Origin of the sequence: Nitratireductor sp. L15S-10 (genome assembly GCF_045011005.1) — a bacterium.
In the GTDB taxonomy this organism is placed as follows: Bacteria; Pseudomonadota; Alphaproteobacteria; order Rhizobiales; family Rhizobiaceae; genus Nitratireductor.
Map to the genome: position 1 here is coordinate 1487628 of NZ_CP120674.1, position 18509 is coordinate 1506136.

At 59.5% G+C, this 18509-nt stretch carries 10 protein-coding genes; 7 read left to right on the forward strand and 3 right to left on the reverse strand.

Annotation, left to right across the window (positions count from 1 at the left end):
• Window positions 1–4 precede the first annotated feature (4 nt).
• Window positions 5–3502 (reverse strand): carbamoyl-phosphate synthase large subunit, encoded by a 3498-nt coding sequence (carB, locus tag P2W41_RS07210; protein ID WP_292896643.1) that lies wholly within the window; start codon window positions 3500–3502, stop codon window positions 5–7.
• Between the two features lie 412 nt (window positions 3503–3914).
• Between carB and P2W41_RS07215 the strand changes: the two genes are divergently transcribed.
• From P2W41_RS07215 to P2W41_RS07225, 3 genes are all read left to right on the forward strand, one after another.
• On the forward strand, window positions 3915–4838 hold the full coding sequence (locus P2W41_RS07215) for a neutral zinc metallopeptidase (protein ID WP_404934938.1): 924 nt from the start codon (window positions 3915–3917) through the stop codon (window positions 4836–4838).
• A 94-nt stretch (window positions 4839–4932) separates the two neighbouring features.
• Window positions 4933–5415, forward strand: coding sequence for a DUF2937 family protein (locus P2W41_RS07220; RefSeq protein WP_404934700.1), 483 nt, complete (start codon window positions 4933–4935; stop codon window positions 5413–5415).
• A gap of 167 nt (window positions 5416–5582) precedes the next feature.
• Window positions 5583–7091 carry a VWA domain-containing protein gene (locus P2W41_RS07225; RefSeq protein WP_404934701.1) on the forward strand — a complete coding sequence of 503 codons (1509 nt, stop codon included), beginning with the start codon at window positions 5583–5585 and terminating at the stop codon, window positions 7089–7091.
• Between the two features lie 53 nt (window positions 7092–7144).
• Here P2W41_RS07225 and carA read toward each other — a convergent pair whose 3' ends face one another.
• Window positions 7145–8344 carry a glutamine-hydrolyzing carbamoyl-phosphate synthase small subunit gene (gene carA, locus P2W41_RS07230; protein ID WP_404934702.1) on the reverse strand — a complete coding sequence of 400 codons (1200 nt, stop codon included), beginning with the start codon at window positions 8342–8344 and terminating at the stop codon, window positions 7145–7147.
• A gap of 394 nt (window positions 8345–8738) precedes the next feature.
• Here carA and P2W41_RS07235 point away from each other — a divergent pair, with 394 nt between their 5' ends.
• On the forward strand, window positions 8739–9188 hold the full coding sequence (locus P2W41_RS07235; RefSeq protein ID WP_292900236.1) for a GatB/YqeY domain-containing protein: 450 nt from the start codon (window positions 8739–8741) through the stop codon (window positions 9186–9188).
• 148 nt (window positions 9189–9336) lie between these two features.
• Window positions 9337–11544 carry a copper-transporting P-type ATPase gene (locus tag P2W41_RS07240; protein ID WP_404934703.1) on the forward strand — a complete coding sequence of 736 codons (2208 nt, stop codon included), beginning with the start codon at window positions 9337–9339 and terminating at the stop codon, window positions 11542–11544.
• Between the two features lie 23 nt (window positions 11545–11567).
• Here the strand turns inward: P2W41_RS07240 and P2W41_RS07245 are convergent, their stop codons facing one another.
• On the reverse strand, window positions 11568–13949 hold the full coding sequence (locus P2W41_RS07245) for an EAL domain-containing protein (RefSeq protein WP_292896633.1): 2382 nt from the start codon (window positions 13947–13949) through the stop codon (window positions 11568–11570).
• A gap of 219 nt (window positions 13950–14168) precedes the next feature.
• Here P2W41_RS07245 and dnaG point away from each other — a divergent pair, with 219 nt between their 5' ends.
• Both dnaG and rpoD read left to right on the forward strand, forming a co-directional pair.
• Window positions 14169–16118 carry a DNA primase gene (gene dnaG / locus P2W41_RS07250; RefSeq protein WP_404934704.1) on the forward strand — a complete coding sequence of 650 codons (1950 nt, stop codon included), beginning with the start codon at window positions 14169–14171 and terminating at the stop codon, window positions 16116–16118.
• A gap of 358 nt (window positions 16119–16476) precedes the next feature.
• Complete coding sequence (gene rpoD, locus P2W41_RS07255) at window positions 16477–18477, forward strand: RNA polymerase sigma factor RpoD (RefSeq protein WP_292896629.1); 2001 nt, start codon at window positions 16477–16479, stop codon at window positions 18475–18477.
• Window positions 18478–18509 lie beyond the last annotated feature (32 nt).

Genomic DNA, 18509 nt, shown 5'->3' on the forward strand with positions numbered 1-18509 from the left:
CTGCCTAGAGGAAGTAGCTCTGCAGCGGGCGCACCTCGAGACTTCCCGCCTTGAGAGCAACGATTGCCTCGGCGGCGGCCTCCGCACCTGCCATGGTGGTGTAGTAGGGCACTTTCTGCATCAATGTGGCACGACGCAACGACTTTGAGTCCGACATGGCCTTCTGACCGTCCGTCGAGTTGAAGACGAGCTGGACCTGACGGTTGCGGATGGCGTCCTCGATGTGTGGTCGACCTTCCAGAACCTTGTTGATCTTCTCCGCCTCTATGCCGTTCTCACGCAGGAAACGGGCGGTGCCACCGGTGGCCAGAACATGCCATCCGGCGTCGGCGAGCCGCTTGACCGCCGGCAGGACGCGGGCCTTGTCATCATCGCGCACGGAGACGAACAGTGTGCCTTCACGTGGCAGGTCTACGCCAGCACCGAGCTGCGCCTTGGCAAAGGCGAGCGCGTAGTTGGTGTCGAGACCCATCACCTCGCCGGTGGATTTCATCTCGGGTCCAAGCAGCGTGTCGACGCCGGGGAAGCGAGCGAAGGGGAAGACGGCTTCCTTGACCGCGATATGGCCAAGGTCGCGCGCATTCGGCATGGTGCCGTAATGGGCGAAGGCATTTTCCAGCGTCTCGCCCGACATGATCCGGGCGGCGATCTTGGCGATGGGGCGGCCGATGGTCTTGGCGACAAAGGGCACCGTGCGCGAGGCGCGGGGGTTGACCTCGAGCACGTAGATTTCGCCGTTCTTCACCGCATACTGCACGTTCATCAGGCCGCCGACCTTCAGCGCGCGTGCGAGCGCGGCTGTCTGCTGCTCCAGTTCTGCGACAAGGCCCTCGTCGAGAGAGTGCACCGGCAGGGAGCAGGCAGAGTCGCCGGAATGAATGCCGGCTTCCTCGATATGCTCCATGATGCCGGAAACATAGGTCTGGCTGCCATCGGACAGACAATCCACATCCACTTCCACTGCTTCGGTCAGATAGGTGTCGAAGAGAAGCGGGTTCTTCGAAAGAAGCGTGTTGATCTGGCCGGTCTTGTCGGCCGGATACTTCTGGCGGATTTCCTCGGGCACGAGGCCGGGCACCGTGTCGAGCAGGTAGGTCTGCAGCATCGTCTCGTTGTGGATGATCTGCATGGCGCGGCCACCCAGAACGTAGGACGGGCGCACCACCAGCGGGAAGCCGAGTTCGGACGCGACGACGCGGGCCTGTTCCACCGAGTAGGCGATGCCGTTTTTCGGCTGCTTCAGGCCGAGTTTGACGAGCAGCTTCTGGAAGCGGTCGCGGTCTTCGGCCAGGTCGATCATGTCGGGCGCGGTGCCGAGGATCGGGATGCCGGCCTTTTCCAGCGCATCGGCAAGCTTCAGCGGCGTCTGGCCGCCAAATTGCACGATCACGCCATGCAGTGTGCCGGCGGCCTGTTCGGCGCGCAGGATTTCCAGAACGTCCTCGGGCGTCAATGGCTCGAAATAGAGGCGGTCGGAGGTATCGTAGTCGGTGGATACGGTCTCCGGGTTGCAGTTGACCATGATCGACTCGTAGCCGGCGTCGGCCAGCGCGAAGGCGGCGTGACAGCAGCAATAGTCGAACTCGATGCCCTGGCCGATGCGGTTGGGGCCGCCACCGAGGATCACCACCTTCTTGCGGTCGGAAACGCGGGCCTCGTCGGCCACAGCGCCAGCGAAGGGCAACTCATAGGTCGAATACATATAGGCGGTGGGGGCCGCGAACTCCGCCGCACAGGTGTCGATGCGCTTAAAGACGGGATGGACGCCAAGGGAATGGCGTTTCTTTTGAATCTCTTCCGTCTCTTTCTTCGCAAGCGAGGCGAGGCGGGCATCGGAGAAGCCCATGGACTTCAGGAGGCGCAGGTTTTCTGCATCTTCCGGCAGGCCGTGCTCGCGCACACGCTCTTCCATGGCGAGGATCGCCGCGATCTGCTCCAGGAACCACGGGTCGATGCGGCACATGGCATGGACGTCTTCGAGGCTGGTGCCAAGTCGGATCGCCTCGGCCACCATACGCAGGCGGTCGGGCGTCGGAGTGCCAAGGGCTGCACGAATGGCATTCTTGTTTTCCGAAGGATCGCCTTCCGGATCGTAGCCGGGGATCTCGATTTCATCGAGCCCGGTGAGGCCGGTCTCAAGACCGCGTAGCGCCTTCTGGAAGGATTCGGCAAAGGTGCGGCCGATGGCCATGACCTCGCCCACCGACTTCATGGCGGTGGACAGAACCGGCTTCGAACCCGGGAACTTCTCGAAGGCAAAGCGCGGGATTTTCGTCACCACATAGTCGATTGACGGCTCGAAGGAGGCCGGTGTGGCACCGCCGGTGATGTCGTTTTCCAGTTCGTCCAGCGTGTAGCCGACGGCAAGCTTGGCGGCGACCTTGGCGATGGGGAAGCCGGTTGCCTTGGATGCGAGGGCGGAGGAGCGCGACACGCGCGGGTTCATCTCGATCACGACAAGGCGGCCGGTCTCCGGGTTGACAGCGAACTGTACGTTGGAGCCGCCTGTCTCCACACCGATCTCGCGCAGCACCGCAATCGATGCGTTGCGCATGATCTGATATTCCTTGTCCGTCAGCGTCAGGGCAGGGGCCACGGTGATGGAATCGCCCGTGTGCACGCCCATCGGGTCGACGTTTTCGATGGAGCAGATGATGATGCAATTGTCCGCACGGTCGCGGACCACTTCCATCTCATACTCCTTCCAGCCAAGAACGGATTCCTCGATCAGGACTTCGGTGGTGGGAGAGGCATCGAGGCCCGACGAGACGATCTCGAAGAACTCTTCGCGGTTATAGGCGATGCCGCCGCCCGTGCCGCCCAGCGTGAAGGAGGGGCGGATGATGGCAGGCAGACCGACAAAGTCGAGCGCCTGGGCGGCCACGCCCATGGCGTGGTTCATGTAGCGCTGCTTGCGGTCGCTCTCACCGAGGTTCCATTCGTTTTCAAGATCGTCCAGCGCCGTATCGAGCGCGTCGCCGGAGAATTTCTCCTTGAGCTCCCTGCGCTTTGCCTCATGTTTCTGGCGGTCGGCATTTTTTACGTCGGAGGCGTTGGCAAGCATCGAACGCGGCGTTTCGAGCCCGATCTTGGCCATGGCTTCGCGAAACAGCGAGCGATCCTCTGCCTTGTCGATGGCTTCGGGCTGAGCACCGATCATCTCGACATTGTATCGCTCCAGCACGCCCATCCGGCGAAGGCTGAGCGCGGTGTTGAGCGCGGTCTGGCCACCCATGGTGGGAAGCAGTGCGTCTGGCCGTTCCTTGGCGATGATCTTGGCGACGACTTCCGGTGTGATCGGCTCGATATAGGTGGCATCGGCGAGCTCCGGGTCGGTCATGATCGTGGCCGGGTTGGAGTTCACCAGGATGACGCGATAACCCTCTTCTCGCAGCGCTTTTACGGCCTGGGTGCCGGAATAATCGAACTCGCAGGCCTGGCCGATAACGATGGGGCCGGCCCCGATGATCAGGATCGACTTGATGTCGGTGCGTTTTGGCATGGAAGATCACTCGCGCGTGTGAGCCGAACGCCGCACGGGCGTATGCCGCGCGGAGGCCGGGCAAAAATTGTCGGGCTAGGCGCGCCTTATAGGCAATGGGTGGGACTTACGGAACCCCGAAAATGACGATTTCAACGCTGTTGGTGGCCATAGGGCTGTTTCCTGGTGCGAGCATCCGTTCAACCGGGTGTGTTGTGGTCGTCGTCGACGGGAGATCTGACAGACGAGGTCTAGCCAGCGCGCAAGCCGGCTTTCGCCATACTTTCATTCGCGCGATCTTGGAGCTGCCCGACGGGCTGAGCTGGTGAAAGGCAGCCACTCTTGCCGTTGCGCAGGCGGGCAAACAACCTCTGGCCTTGTGGTGTATAAGCCGATAACTAGTATCTACTGGAAGCAACTGGGAATTTTACGCATGCGCTGGAAAGGTCGTCGCCAAAGCAGCAATGTCGAGGACCGTAGGGGTCGATCGGGGAACAGGGGAATGTTCCCCGGGGGATTCGGTCGATCTGGCGGTCGCGTGAGGCTTCCCGTAGGCGGGGGGCGGCGCGCCGGCGGCGGGCTATCCGGTATCATTGTGCTTGTGGTTCTTTTCTTCGCTTTGCGTGCCTGTGGCATCAATCCGCTGGAGATGCTGTCCGGTGAACCGGGAGCCAGTAGCCAGACCACGACAGGGCAGCAGCAGATCCCAAGCGGCGCGAGCGACGAGATGAAGCAGTTCGTGAGTGTCGTGTTGGCCGAAACGGAAGACACCTGGAATGGCATATTCGAATCCCAGGGGCTCGACTATAAGGAACCGTCGATGGTTCTTTTCACAGATTCCGTGCGCTCAGCCTGTGGCTTCGCTTCGGCAGCGACGGGACCGTTTTATTGTCCCGGCGATCAGAAGGTTTACCTTGATCTGGGCTTCTTCGATCAGCTCTCACGCCGCTTTGATGCTTCGGGCGATTTTGCGCAGGCCTATGTGGTTGCGCATGAAGTGGGCCACCACGTGCAGAATGTGACCGGCATTCTGCCGCGTTTCAACCAAATGCGGCAACGCATGAGCCAGGCAGAGGCGAATGCGATGTCGATCCGCGTGGAACTGCAAGCGGATTGCTTCGCAGGCATCTGGGCACATTTCACCGCCCAGAAGGGCCTTCTTGATGACGGAGACATCGAAGAGGCGTTGAATGCCGCCAACCAGATCGGCGATGATACGCTGCAACGCCGCACCCAGGGTTACGTGGTGCCGGAGAGCTTTAACCATGGTACTTCCGAACAGCGGAGGACATGGTTTGCGCGGGGGCTCAAGAGCGGACGGCTGGCCGATTGCGATACCTTCAACGAGCCCATCTAGCAAAGAGCCTATCCAAACCTGGACCAGTCGTTCCCTTACCACGCACGAGGTGGACTGGAACATGTTTGGATTAGGAAGAATACTGAGCCTTACTATGGCGGTGGTCTGCGGCTCGATTACGTCGCAGGCACCCGAGTTTTCCCAACAGTATCGACAACGGCTTAACGGTGCTCAGCATGAGTTGAGGCAGGTTGTCGAAGCCTTCGACGCAGATGCAGCCCAGAATAACCTGAACCGCGAAAGTGCAATACGGGTCTATGAAAAGACGGGTAGTGCGTTTCTCCAGGAACGTGCGGGGTCTGTTCGCGCTGCGATCGGACGATTGGGTGATCTGGAGCGGCAGTCCGAGGCTTTCGATGAAGCCATGCCTGTGCTCAGACCCCTGGTTGTTGCGCGTGCGCCAGACGGTCCTGTGTTGCAGGGAGCCCTGAGAGATTTCGAGCCGGCAATACCCATCACGTTGCACGGATTTATCTGGGCCGGCGCGGGCATGATACTGGGTTTCTCAATCGCATGGCTGATCAGTCTGCCGTTTCGGCGGAGGCAACGCCGCTCGACGCGCAATCTTCGCGTGTAGAATTGCAACTACCCGTTTAACGCGTTTTTAAACCCCGTGAAATATTTTGCCGCCAACAAAACAAAGCTTGGGTGGGCAACATGGTTTCTCAGTTTGGGCGCTTTTTGCGTTCCGGTAAGCGGCTTTGCCAGCGTTTTGGTGCTGACAGGTCTGGTAATTTTGCAATGATGACCGGCTTGTCAGCTATGGCGCTGATCAGCGCTTCCGGCTTCGCCGTCGACTATTCGAACATGAGCCGGGTGCGCTCTGAACTGCAGAATGCGCTTGATACGGCGGCGTTGGCGGTGGCGCAAAAGGGCAAGAAAGTCTCAGACCTGGAAGCGAGTTCCATCGCTTACAATTATCTCAAGGGAAATCTGGACAGAAGCTTCGACGCGCTGAAAGTCGAGCGCGATGGTCGATCTGTGCGCGTCACGGCCAAGGTCGATGTGGATCTGATGTTTGGCGGGATATTCGGCAAGGATTCCATGCCGGTCAACGCAGTTTCGCAGGCCGATGTGGCTCTGGTCTCTTATGAGATCGCGCTGGTGCTCGATACGACCGGGTCCATGCGGGGCAGCAAGCTGCGCGACATGAAAAAAGCCGTCGAGGAAATGATCGACAACATTTCAGCCCAGGTTGACAATAAGGATCGGCTCCGCTTTGCGCTCGTTCCCTTTTCAACCTTCGTGAATGTCGGGCCGCAATATGGGCCTGAGTTCGACGAAAAGGGGAAAATGAAGGAGGGGACGGGGGCGCCCTGGCTTGATCTCTACGGAGAGAGTGAAGTTCCTCAGCTCGAACTTCAGACAGGCATCAGCCGCTTCCATGTCTACAACAGTCTCGGCTACCAGTGGAAAGGCTGCGTGGAGACACGTATGCGCGATGGCACCACGCGGCACGATGTGGCGGCAACACCTGCGGATCGGCGGGACCCGGCCAGCCTCTTCGTTCCTGCATTTGCGATCGATGAACCCGGTACGCATTGGTCAGAGCGCTTTTATAACGATTATCTCGATTCGTCGGTCGATCCCCTCGACAATAGTGTTCTGGGCAAAGTGAAGAAGGTCGGAAAATACGGGTTCGATCTTCTGGGAAATGTGCTGGGTGGCAAGAAACCCAAGCCCAAAGATGACGCGCCGGGGCCAAACTACATGTGCAGTTCGGAGCCGCTGACGCCGCTCACCAACGATTATGCGTTGCTCAAGTCGAAGGTGAAGCAGTTCGAGGCCGAGGGCAACACCAACATCATGGAAGGTGTTTCCTGGGGGGCGCGCGTCCTCTCGCCGGATGAACCATTCCCTGCGGGGAATTCGGAGGATGGCCTGGTTAAGGTCATGGTTGTGTTGACGGACGGTGCAAACACGTTTGGCGTCTTGAACAACCGTCTCCGGTCCCGCTACACGAGCTTTGGCTATATGGTCGAGGGACGGCTCGATGGAGAGATCAATGCAAGTTCGAGCAAATCCACGAGGCTGATGAACGAAAAGACAATCGAAGCCTGTGACTTTGCAAAAAAGAGCGGTATCGACATTTACACGATCAGGCTCGAGGTCCGCGACACCGGCACGGGCGACATGATGCGCACCTGTGCGAGCCGGCCCGACCAGTATTTTGACACTCCATCCAGTCGCCAGCTCAAGGAAGTGTTCGACAAAATCGGCGAGCAGATCGTCAAGCTGCGTCTTTCTTCCTGACCGAAGCGGATTTCTGGAACAAGAAAGGGCGGCCTCGGAGCCGCCCTTTTTGCTTACTCAGCGAGCGCTGGTTCGCCACGCCGCTCACGAATGAGATTGGCGAAGCGACGGAAGAGGTAGTGGGAATCCTGCGGTCCGGGTGAAGCCTCCGGATGATGCTGGACCGAGAAGACAGGCTTGCCGACGACTGTCAGGCCGCAATTGCTTCCGTCGAAGAGGGAAACATGCGTTTCCTCGACGCCTTCCGGCAAAGTGTCGCCATCCACCGCGAAACCGTGGTTCATGGAGACGATTTCGACCTTGCCGGTGGTGAAATCCTTGACCGGATGGTTCGCCCCGTGATGGCCCTGATGCATTTTGACGGTTTTCGCCCCAAGCGCGAGTGCGAGCATCTGATGACCGAGGCAGATACCGAAAAGCGGTATTTCGGTGTTCAGCAGCTCCTGGATCATCGGAACGGCGTATTCGGCGGTGGCTGCCGGATCCCCCGGGCCATTGGAGAGAAACACGCCATCGGGCTGCAGGGCGAGAACGTCTGCTGCGCTTGTCTTTGCTGGAACCACGGTGACTTTGGCTCCGAGGCCGGAAAGAAGGCGTAGAATGTTACGCTTCGCACCATAATCGACCGCCACAATGTGATGGGTCGGCGCTCCCTGAGTGCGAAAACCCTCATCCCAGACCCAGGGTGTCTCCGTCCATGCCTGCGATTGGCCCGACGAGACCTCTTTTGCCAGATCAAGCCCGACAAGCCCGCTCCAGTTACGCGCCTTCGCCTTCAGGGCATCGATGTCAAAATTTCCCTCGGAGTCGTGCGCTATGACGGCATTCGCTGCCCCCTTTTCGCGCAGGAGTGCTGTCAAAGCACGTGTGTCAACACCGCTGATAGCAACGATACCGCGGCGCTTCAGCCATCCATCCAGGTGGCCGCTCGCACGATAATTTGACGGGTTGGTGATATCAGCGCGGAAAACGGCACCGACCGCGCCGGCGCGGGCGGCAGGATGAAGATCTTCAATGTCTTCATCATTGGCCCCGACATTGCCGATATGCGGGAAGGTGAAGGTAACGATCTGGCCTGCATAAGAAGGGTCCGTAAGGACTTCCTGATAGCCCGTTAGCGCCGTGTTGAAGCAGAGTTCGCCGATCGCCTCTCCGCCGGCTCCCACGCCCTTTCCCTCGATCACAGTGCCGTCGGCCAACACGATCAGGGCTGTCGGCCGGCTCGTGCTCCAGGGGGCGGTTTTGGTCGCCATTGGGGTCTCCATCATTCGTGTGCCTGAATACCATCGCGGGCAGAGGCCTGCGCGCGCTTCAGGTTTCCTTAACATGATCTGCGAGCTGACCGGTTCTCACTTTTTGCCGTCGAACGCAAGGGGGGATGAGCATGGGGGACTTGAAAGACAGCCGCACATGGGCCATATGCCCCAGCGAATTGGATCCGCGCGAAAGCCAAAAGCTGACGGATTCAGGCCGAAAAGGAAATTGTCCATGCAGGGCGCGGACAATAGGCAAAGGCTGCAAATCGGTCAATCGCTCGCAACTAATTATTTATGTCAATGTTTCCAATGGTTTATTGGGGCGTTGTCGCTTGCTTCGTGACTTGGCCGGAGCTATGTTCGTCCTCAGCGACGGGAGACAGGTGTTATGATGCGCGAGAAACTCGCCAAGGCGTTGAACGACGCCGTCAAACAGAAAGACAAACGCCGCATTTCAACGCTGCGTCTGGTTCAGACTGCGATCAAGGATCGCGATATTGCCAATCGTGGAGCCGGCAAGGACCCGGTTAGCGATGAGGAAATTCTGCAGATTCTGTCCAAGATGGCAAAGCAGCGGCAGGAATCCGCGAAAGCCTTTGAAGAGGGCAACCGGCTGGAGCTTGCCGAGCAGGAGCGCGAGGAAATCGCAGTTATTGCCGAGTTCCTTCCCAAACAGCTTGGTGAAGACGATCTGAAGCAGGCCTGCGCGCAAGTGGTTCATGAAGTCGGTGCAGACGGGCTTCGGGACATGGGTCGATGCATGAATGTACTCAAGGAAAAATTCCCGGGACGCATGGATTTCGGCAAGGCCAGCGGCATTGTCAAAGGCATGCTGCGCTGACCGCGTAGGCTGCTCTTTCTGAGAAAAATTTGCAGGCGGCTCAACCGAGCCGCCGTTTTTTCGTTGGAGAGGGAACGAAGGGCCGTGCTTGACCTTCCAGTTGCTGGAAGGGTTACCACAGAGCACAGATGGTTTCAGGAGTTCTCGAATGGCTGACGAACAGAAACATCATCACGTCCATGGGGCGCATTGCAGCGGGCGCAGGCAGGCCGCAGATAATGAGAAAGCCTCGGAGTCGGGAGCCAGATATACCTGTCCCATGCACCCGCAGATTGTGCGTGACAAACCTGGATCCTGCCCGATCTGTGGTATGGCCCTTGAACCCGTGGGGGTACCGGAGGAAGAAGGTCCCAATCCCGAGCTTGTGGATTTTACGCGCCGTTTTCAGGTAAGCGCGTTTTTGGCCGTCCCGCTTTTGCTTATCGCAATGGGGCCGATGGTCGGATTGCCGTTTCGACACTGGATCGGAGAGCGGGCGTCTGTCTGGCTCGAGTTCGCGCTGGCCACGCCGGTTGTTCTCTGGGCGGCGCTTCCGTTCTTTCGCCGCGGTTACGAATCCTTCCTCAATCGCAGCCCGAATATGTGGACCTTGATCTCCATCGGTGTCGGTGCCGCCTATGCCTACAGCGTGGTGGCCACGCTCGCGCCGGGTCTATTCCCAGCCCAGTTTCGGGGCGAGGGGGGAGCCGTGCCGGTTTATTTCGAGGCTTCTGCGGTCATCGTTGCATTGGTTTTCCTTGGTCAGGTGCTGGAACTGCGGGCTCGGGAGCGAACTGGTTCAGCCATCCGCGCGTTGCTCGATCTTGCTCCGAAAACGGCACGGCGTATCAAGGACGACGGCTCGGAAGCCGATATAGCGCTTGAAGAGGTTCGTGTCGGGGATCGGCTGCGGGTCCGCCCCGGTGACAGTGTGCCGGTAGATGCAACGGTCGAAGAGGGAAGGTCGTCGATCGATGAATCGATGATCACGGGCGAGCCGGTTCCGGTGGAAAAGGCGGAAGGTGATCCGGTGACCGGTGGCACCCTCAACAAGAACGGTACACTGGTCGTGCGGGCGGAGCGCGTCGGCTCTGAGACCGTGCTTTCGCAGATCGTTGACATGGTGGCGAAGGCGCAACGCTCGCGCGCGCCGATCCAGGGCCTTGCCGATCGCGTTTCCTTCTATTTCGTGCCAACCGTGGTCTTGGTGGCGATATTGGCTTTCATCGTCTGGGCCCTGTTCGGACCAGAGCCTTCGATGGTGTTCGCTATCGTCTCTTCGGTTTCGGTGCTCATCATTGCCTGCCCCTGTGCGCTTGGACTGGCAACCCCGATGTCGATCATGACGGCAACGGGACGGGGTGCGCAGAGCGGCGTCCTGATCAAGGACGCCGAGGCGCTCGAACGCTTCGCCGGCGTGGACACGCTCATCGTCGACAAAACGGGGACGTTGACTGAAGGACGTCCCGGATTGACGGATGTTGTCACAGTTGGAACGTGGGAGGAGAAGCAGCTTCTGATGTTCGCCGCCAGCCTTGAGAGGGGCTCCGAACACCCTTTGGCTGAAGCGATAGTCGCCGGGGCCGACGATCGTGGTATTGAGCTCGAAAAGGTCGGCAATTTCGATGCAGTAACCGGTAAGGGTGTCGTCGGCGAGGTCAATGGCCGCCAAGTGGTGCTCGGAAACAGGGCGATGATGGAAGGGGCCGGGGTCGCAGTCGAGCATCTGACCGAACGCGCTGATACGTTCCGTGCTGAAGGCAAGACGGCGATGTTCGTATCCGTGGATGGCGAGGCCGCGGGTCTGGTCGCGGTGGCCGACCCGGTCAAGGAGACGACCTCGAGTGCCATCCGTAGCCTTCACGAGCTTGGATTGAACATCATTATGGCGACGGGTGACAACGAACGAACTGCATGGGCGGTGGCCGAGCGGCTGGGCATCGATGAAGTGCGAGCCGACATGCTGCCGGAGGACAAGCAGAAGCTGATTGAGGAATTGCGTGCAAAAGGTGCGCGCGTTGCGATGGCTGGTGACGGGGTGAATGACGCGCCCGCACTTGCTGCTGCCGATGTCGGCGTTGCCATGGGGACGGGCGCTGATGTGGCGGTAGAAAGTGCCGGGATAACCCTGGTGAAGGGTGATCTGAACGGGATCGTTCGCGCCCGCGCGCTTGCGCAGGCGACGATCCGCAACATCAAGGAGAACCTCTTCTTCGCGTTTGTTTACAATGCGCTTGGCGTTCCGGTCGCGGCTGGCATCCTTTATCCCGTATTCGGGACCTTGCTGTCACCGATGATCGCCGCAGCCGCAATGAGCCTGTCTTCGGTCTCGGTCATAGCCAATGCATTGCGGCTGCGCAGCGTCAAGCTGGGGTAGCACCTGCCGCAGTTCCGATGCATTTACGCCGCGTTGGCATCCGCGCTTTCTTCGTTCGCGCTGAGGCCGTCTTCGCGCAACTCGTCAAGCGGGCTGGGACGTCCCAGGTAATAGCCCTGGCCGATCTGGCACAGTTCCTTCGCAAGGAAGCTCAACTCGCCGGATGTCTCGACGCCTTCGGCCAGGACCGGGAGGCCGAGACCACGGCCGATGCCCAGCACTGCGCGAACGATGGTGGCGGCCTGTTCGTTTGTATCCACCTGCCGAATGAAACTCCCATCGATCTTGATCTTGTCGAAGGGGAAGGCGCGTAAATTGGAGAGCGACGAATAGCCTGTTCCGAAGTCGTCCATCGCCACGCGGATTCCAAGGGTTTTTAACTGACGCAGCGTGGTAAGCGCCCGATGCATATCACGGACCAGCGCGGTTTCGGTGATCTCGATTTCGAGACGATGCGGTGACAGTCCGGTCTCAAGCAGGATGCGGTGGACCGTTTGCGCGAAGTTCACGCTGTGAAGCTGGATCGCCGAAACATTCACCGCGACCATCAGGTTGCTTTTCCAACTGACGGCTGCCTGACAGGCTGTCTTGAGAACCCATTCGCCGATAGGGACAATGGCACCGCTCTCTTCAGCAACAGGGATAAAAATGCCGGGCGATACATTTCCCCGTTCAGGATGCTGCCAGCGCAGAAGCGCTTCGTAGCCGATCAGTTCACCGGTATCGAGTTTCTTCTGGGGCTGATACACGAGGTGGAATTCGTTGCGGGTTACCGCATGGCGCAGCTCGTGCTCCATTATCCTGCGGGAACGGGCCTCGATACCCATGGCGTGTTCATAGAACCGGTAAGTGTCGCGCCCTTCGGACTTGGCGCGGTAAAGCGCCGTGTCGGCATGGTTGATGAGCATCTCCTGATCCTGCGCATCGCGTGGATAAATGGCGATGCCGATGCTCGTTGACATAAGGCCGTCGCTGCTTGCCCGCGCGTTCTCCGCCCGGAAGGCTTCAAGTATCCGCTCGGCGAGTGTTGCAGCCTCCTTGTGATCCGAAATACCAGGGGCGATGATCGCAAATTCATCACCGCCAAGACGCGCCAGCATCTGACCCTCGCTCAATACGCTGCCGGCGTTATCCGCGACCTTGCGCAGCATCGCGTCGCCTGCGGCATGGCCGAACAGATCGTTGACCTCTTTGAAACGGTCAAGATCAAGGCACAGCAACGCTATCGACTTTCCTTCGGCAAGTGTTGCCATTTCATTTTCAAGCTGGGCCGTGAAGCTTCGCCTGTTGGGCAGATTGGTCAACGTGTCATTCATGGCCAGGCGACGGATATCGGCCTCTGCCTTTTTGCGTTCGAACAGGTCGCGTACCGCTATGACGGTGTGCGGCTTTCCGCTGTAGTCAATGGTTCGGGAAAGGAGCTCAACCGGCCTGCTCGTTCCATTGGCGTGCTCGAGCGTGGTCTCCCAGACAGGTTCCTCGGCATTGGCGCCATCGAGCTGGATGGTGCCGAACAGATCCGTGAAATCCATTCCCACCAGTTCCTCGATGCCCCGCCCGCACAATCTGGCGAGGCTCTGATTGGCCGTGACGATAACCGTGTCATCGCAGACCAGAAGGCCTTCAAAGGCGGCGTTGGCGAGGCCACGCATGCGGCGCTCTTCTGCCACGGCGCGGCGCTTGTCTCGAATGTCGACCCAAAGGGCCAAGGCCGTCAGCGCAAAGATCATGACCGCTGCGAGAGAAACGGCGGCCGCAAGGATCGTGGAAGGAACAGAGAACTGGGATATGGTGATTGCGGGATCGGGAATGATCGAGGCGGCGCCCATGGCCGTGAAATGCATGGTGCAGATTGCGAGGGTCAGTGTCAGGCTTGCAGAAAGGTTTCGTATCTGCGAGGTGCGCGCCAGAGCGATCTGAATGGCGAGGGCACCAAGAACGACACCGGCGATCACGGAGGCGGCGACCAGCATCATGTTCCACTCAAGCCGGCCTTCAACCTCGAATGCGATCATGCCGGTGAAGTGCATCACCGCAATACCCCCTCCGATGATCGAACCGCCAACGAGATGATGGTCCAGGGTCGGGCGGGCCGTGGCAACGAACATGCCCAGACCACTACAGAGGACTGCAAGTATCAGCGATAGGGCGGTGAGTGGGACATCATAGGCGGTCGACATGCCGGGGGAAAACGCCAACATGGCGACGAAGTGAGTGGCCCACACGCCGAAGCCGAAGCAGATGGCGGCTACGGTTGTCCATAACAGGCGCGTTTGGCCCGTCGATTTGCGCAGATGCCGCAAAAGCGTCACCGCAGCAAATGAGGCGATTGCTCCCAGAACGCCAGCCAGTACAACCAGCCGGGGATCGTGTTCATTGACAATGCAGTTGTAAACCGTAAGCACGTGTACCGCCACCCTGATGCTTGTGTTCCCGGCCGTGTTCGCCGGTCTGTATCCAATCGACCTCCGGGGTTTAACATCTGCGCTTGAACAATCGGTTAAGTTGTATGCGCGAACTGTTCCATGCCGTATCTTTTCCGGCTGTGAATACCGTGAAGAAGCTTCTTCAGGAGTCGCAGTAGCCGACGATCATGCTTATATGATCCGGTAGGCAGGATAAAAATGCGCTTTCCGAATTCCTTTCTCGATGAACTCCGTGACCGCGTGCCCATATCGCAGGTGGTGGGAACGCGCGTAACGTTTGATCGCAAGAAAACCAATGCATCGCGCGGCGACTACTGGGCATGTTGCCCGTTTCACGGAGAGAACACGCCGAGTTTTCATTGCGAAGACAGGAAAGGCCGTTACCACTGTTTCGGCTGCGGGGTTTCGGGTGATCACTTCCGGTTTCTGTCCGAACTCGATGGCATCAGTTTTCCGGAAGCCGTGGAGCGGGTGGCCGACATGGCGGGAGTGCCCATGCCGCAGCGCGATCCGCAGGCCGAGCGGCGCGAGCAGGAGCGCGCCTCCCTGTCTGATGTCATGGAGATGGCGACGGGTTTCTTTCAAAGCATGCTGCAGGAGCAGCAGGGTGCGGAAGCGCGTGCCTATTTGCGCGGACGGGGGCTGTCCAGCGCCACTCAACAGGCTTTTCGCATTGGCTATGCCCCTTCAAGCCGGAACGCGCTGAAGGAATATCTGGCTGGCAAAGGGGTAACGAAGGACCAGATCGAGGCTTGTGGTCTTGTTGTGTTCGGCCCCGATATACCGGTTTCCTATGACCGCTTCCGTGACCGGATCATGTTTCCGATCGAGGATGCAAGAGGGCGTGTGATCGCCTTTGGGGGGCGCGCCATGTCGAAAGACGTGCCCGCGAAATATCTGAACTCTCCCGACACCGAGCTCTTCCACAAGGGAACCGTCCTTTACAATCTTGCCCGCGCGCGCCGTTCGGCTACCAAGGGGGAGCCTGTGATTGCGGTGGAAGGGTATATGGACGTGATCGGGCTCGCCCAGGCTGGTTTCGAAAACGCCGTTGCGCCATTGGGCACCGCCCTCACCGAGAACCAGCTGGATCTGCTTTGGCGCATGTCGGGAGAGCCGGTTCTGTGTTTCGATGGGGACGAGGCGGGTTTGCGGGCCGCCTGGCGTGCAGCAGATCTTGCACTGCCACTGGTGCAGCCGGGGCGCAGCCTGCGCTTCGCGCTCCTGCCACAGGGCAAGGATCCCGACGACCTTGTCCGCGAGGAGGGACCTGATGCGTTTGCGGCAGTTCTTGCCGGAGCGCGGCCGCTTGCCGACATGCTGTGGATGCGTGAGACATCCGGCAAGGTATTCGATACACCGGAGCGCAGGGCCGAACTGGAGCGCAACCTGCAGGCACTGACGGCGCGGATCGGCGACGAGAACCTGAAGCGCCATTACAGTCAGGACATGCGGGAACGCGCGCGCGCGTTCTTTGGCGGAAACCAGGCTCAACGCGGCGGTGGAAGGGGTTTCCGTGAAGGGGGCATCGGCGGGGGGATTGGCGGACGGAACCGCGGCTTCGGCGGACGTCCCGGCGGTGCATCCGGGCGATTGGCTGTTTCGGAGAGTCTTGCCCGTTCTGCGCTGGTGCGCAGCTCGTCACCGACGATGCCGCTGCGTGAAGCGACGCTTCTTGTCTCGCTGGTCAACCATCCACCCCTGATTGACGAGTATTTCGATGCGCTGGACCAGATGCTTTTGGCCAGCGCCGAACTTGGCCGGTTGCGCATGGCGATCCTCGATGCAGTCGCGCATAATCCGGCGCACGATCGTGAGGTCCTTCTGCGCAAGATCGAGGCGGATGGGCTTCTTCCGATCTGGCAGCAGGCGGAAGCGCGCGTGAAGTCCGCCTATATGTGGCCAGCGCTTGAAAATGCTGCTCTGGATGACGCTCGGGAAGCCTTTGCGCAGACGCTCCACTTGCACCGGCGCGCAGGCTCTCTACATAAGGAGCTTAAAGCGGCCGAACTGGCGCTCGCCAATGACTGGAATGAAGAGGACGCGCGGCATCTGGTGGAAATCCAGGCTGAGCTGAGCAACCTGCAGGCAACCGAAGCGCTCATCGAAGGCTTCGGTATTCTATCGGGGCGTGCGAATCGGTCCTGACGACGAAGGCGCACCGCCGCAGGGTTTTGGTCGGTGAAAGTTCGAAAAAGCACCTGAATCGCTCTTTGATTCGCTTTTTTGACACGAATCACCATGCTTCGCCTTGACGTCGCGTCGGAATGCAGGAATCAGGATCGATTCGAGAATGAGCCGTGCTGCCGCAGAAGATCGGTGGCACGCAAGAACAAGATACCGAAATTGGACGTGACAGGGAGTCCACCTAAGTATCAGGGTTAATCCGGCATTAACGCGGCCAGCGCTAGATCACGAATCAGGTTGCGAAATGCCGCGACGGACAGCCGTTGCAGCGGCGGCGACGGGGTGGCATGGAACCCCGCTCGGTTGGAGAAGGCAAAGCATGGCGACAAAAGAGAAGGAAGAGGTCGAAACCGAACGTGAGGGCTCCGATGGTCCCTTGCTCGACCTTTCCGACGACGCAGTCAAGAAGATGATCAAGGCCGCCAAGAAGCGCGGCTATGTGACGATGGACGAGCTCAATGCCGTCCTTCCTTCCGGCGAAGTCAGTTCCGAACAGATCGAAGACACGATGGCGATGCTCTCGGATATGGGCATCAATGTGGTGGAAGAAGATGAGGTCTCGGAAGACAATGATTCCAGTGACAGCGAGGAAGGCGGCGAGCTGACCACGCAGTCGGGAACCGCTGTCGCGACGACAACGAAAAAAGAGCCCACAGATCGCACAGACGATCCCGTGCGCATGTATCTGCGTGAGATGGGCTCTGTGGAGCTCCTCTCCCGCGAGGGCGAAATCGCAATCGCGAAGCGCATTGAGGCTGGCCGCGAAACGATGATTGCGGGGCTCTGCGAGAGCCCGCTGACCTTCCAGGCGCTGATCATCTGGCGTGACGAACTGAACGAAGGCAAGATCCTGCTGCGCGAGATCATCGATCTCGAGGCCACTTATGCGGGCCCCGAGGCAAAGCAGGCGCCGGTCGTGCAGCGTCCCGATGAGGAAAACAAGCCGGCGGCTGAGGAAAAGCCAAAGCGTACCCGCGGTGATGACGTCACGGACGTGGGTGGTGAAGGACAGCCGGAGGAAGAGGACGACGAAGAGGAGGATGAGGCCAATCTGTCGCTCGCTGCGATGGAGGCCGAACTCAAGCCCGGTGTCATGGAGACGCTGGACTTTATCGCCGACACCTACAAGAAGCTGCGCAAGCTGCAGGATCAGAAGGTCGAGTCGAGCCTTGCCGATGCCGATAGCCTGTCCAGCAGCCAGGAGCGCCGCTACAAGCAGTTGAAGAGCGAGTTGATCACCTCGGTGAAGTCCCTCTCGCTCAACAATGCCCGTATCGAGACTCTGGTCGAGCAGCTCTATGACATCAACAAGCGCCTCGTGCAGAACGAGGGACGCCTGTTGCGGCTTGCAGAGAGCTATGGCGTCAAGCGCGAATCCTTCCTGAAGGAATATCAGGGCTCCGAGCTTGACACGAACTGGACCGAACGCGTTGCAACGCTTTCCGGCAAGGGCTGGAAGGAGTTCTCGAAGAACGAGGCGAAGGCGATCGAGGATCTGCGTGCGGAGATCCAGAATCTCGCACAGGAAACCGCCATCTCCATCGGCGAGTTCCGCAAGATCGTGAACCAGGTCCAGAAGGGCGAACGCGAAGCCGCAATCGCCAAGAAAGAGATGGTAGAGGCCAATCTGCGCCTCGTGATCTCCATCGCGAAGAAGTACACAAACCGTGGTCTTCAGTTCCTGGATCTGATCCAGGAGGGCAATATCGGCCTGATGAAGGCGGTGGACAAGTTCGAGTATCGCCGGGGCTACAAGTTCTCGACCTACGCGACCTGGTGGATCAGGCAGGCGATCACCCGTTCGATCGCCGATCAGGCCCGCACGATCCGTATTCCGGTCCACATGATCGAGACGATCAACAAGATCGTGCGGACATCGCGCCAGATGCTGCACGAGATCGGTCGCGAGCCGACGCCGGAAGAACTTGCCGAGAAGCTCGCCATGCCGCTTGAAAAGGTGCGCAAGGTGCTGAAGATCGCCAAGGAGCCGATCTCGCTCGAAACGCCTGTGGGCGACGAGGAAGATTCGCATCTGGGCGATTTCATCGAGGACAAGGGCGCGGTTCTGCCCATCGATGCGGCCATTCAGGCAAATCTGCGCGAGACGACGACGCGTGTGCTTGCCTCGCTGACGCCGCGCGAGGAACGCGTGTTGCGCATGCGTTTCGGTATCGGCATGAACACCGATCACACGCTGGAAGAGGTCGGTCAGCAGTTCTCGGTGACGCGTGAGCGTATCCGCCAGATCGAAGCGAAGGCGCTGCGCAAGCTCAAGCATCCGAGCCGTTCGCGCAAATTGCGTTCCTTCCTCGATAGCTAGTCGCGCTTGAGTGGCTTGCTCTCACATGGTTT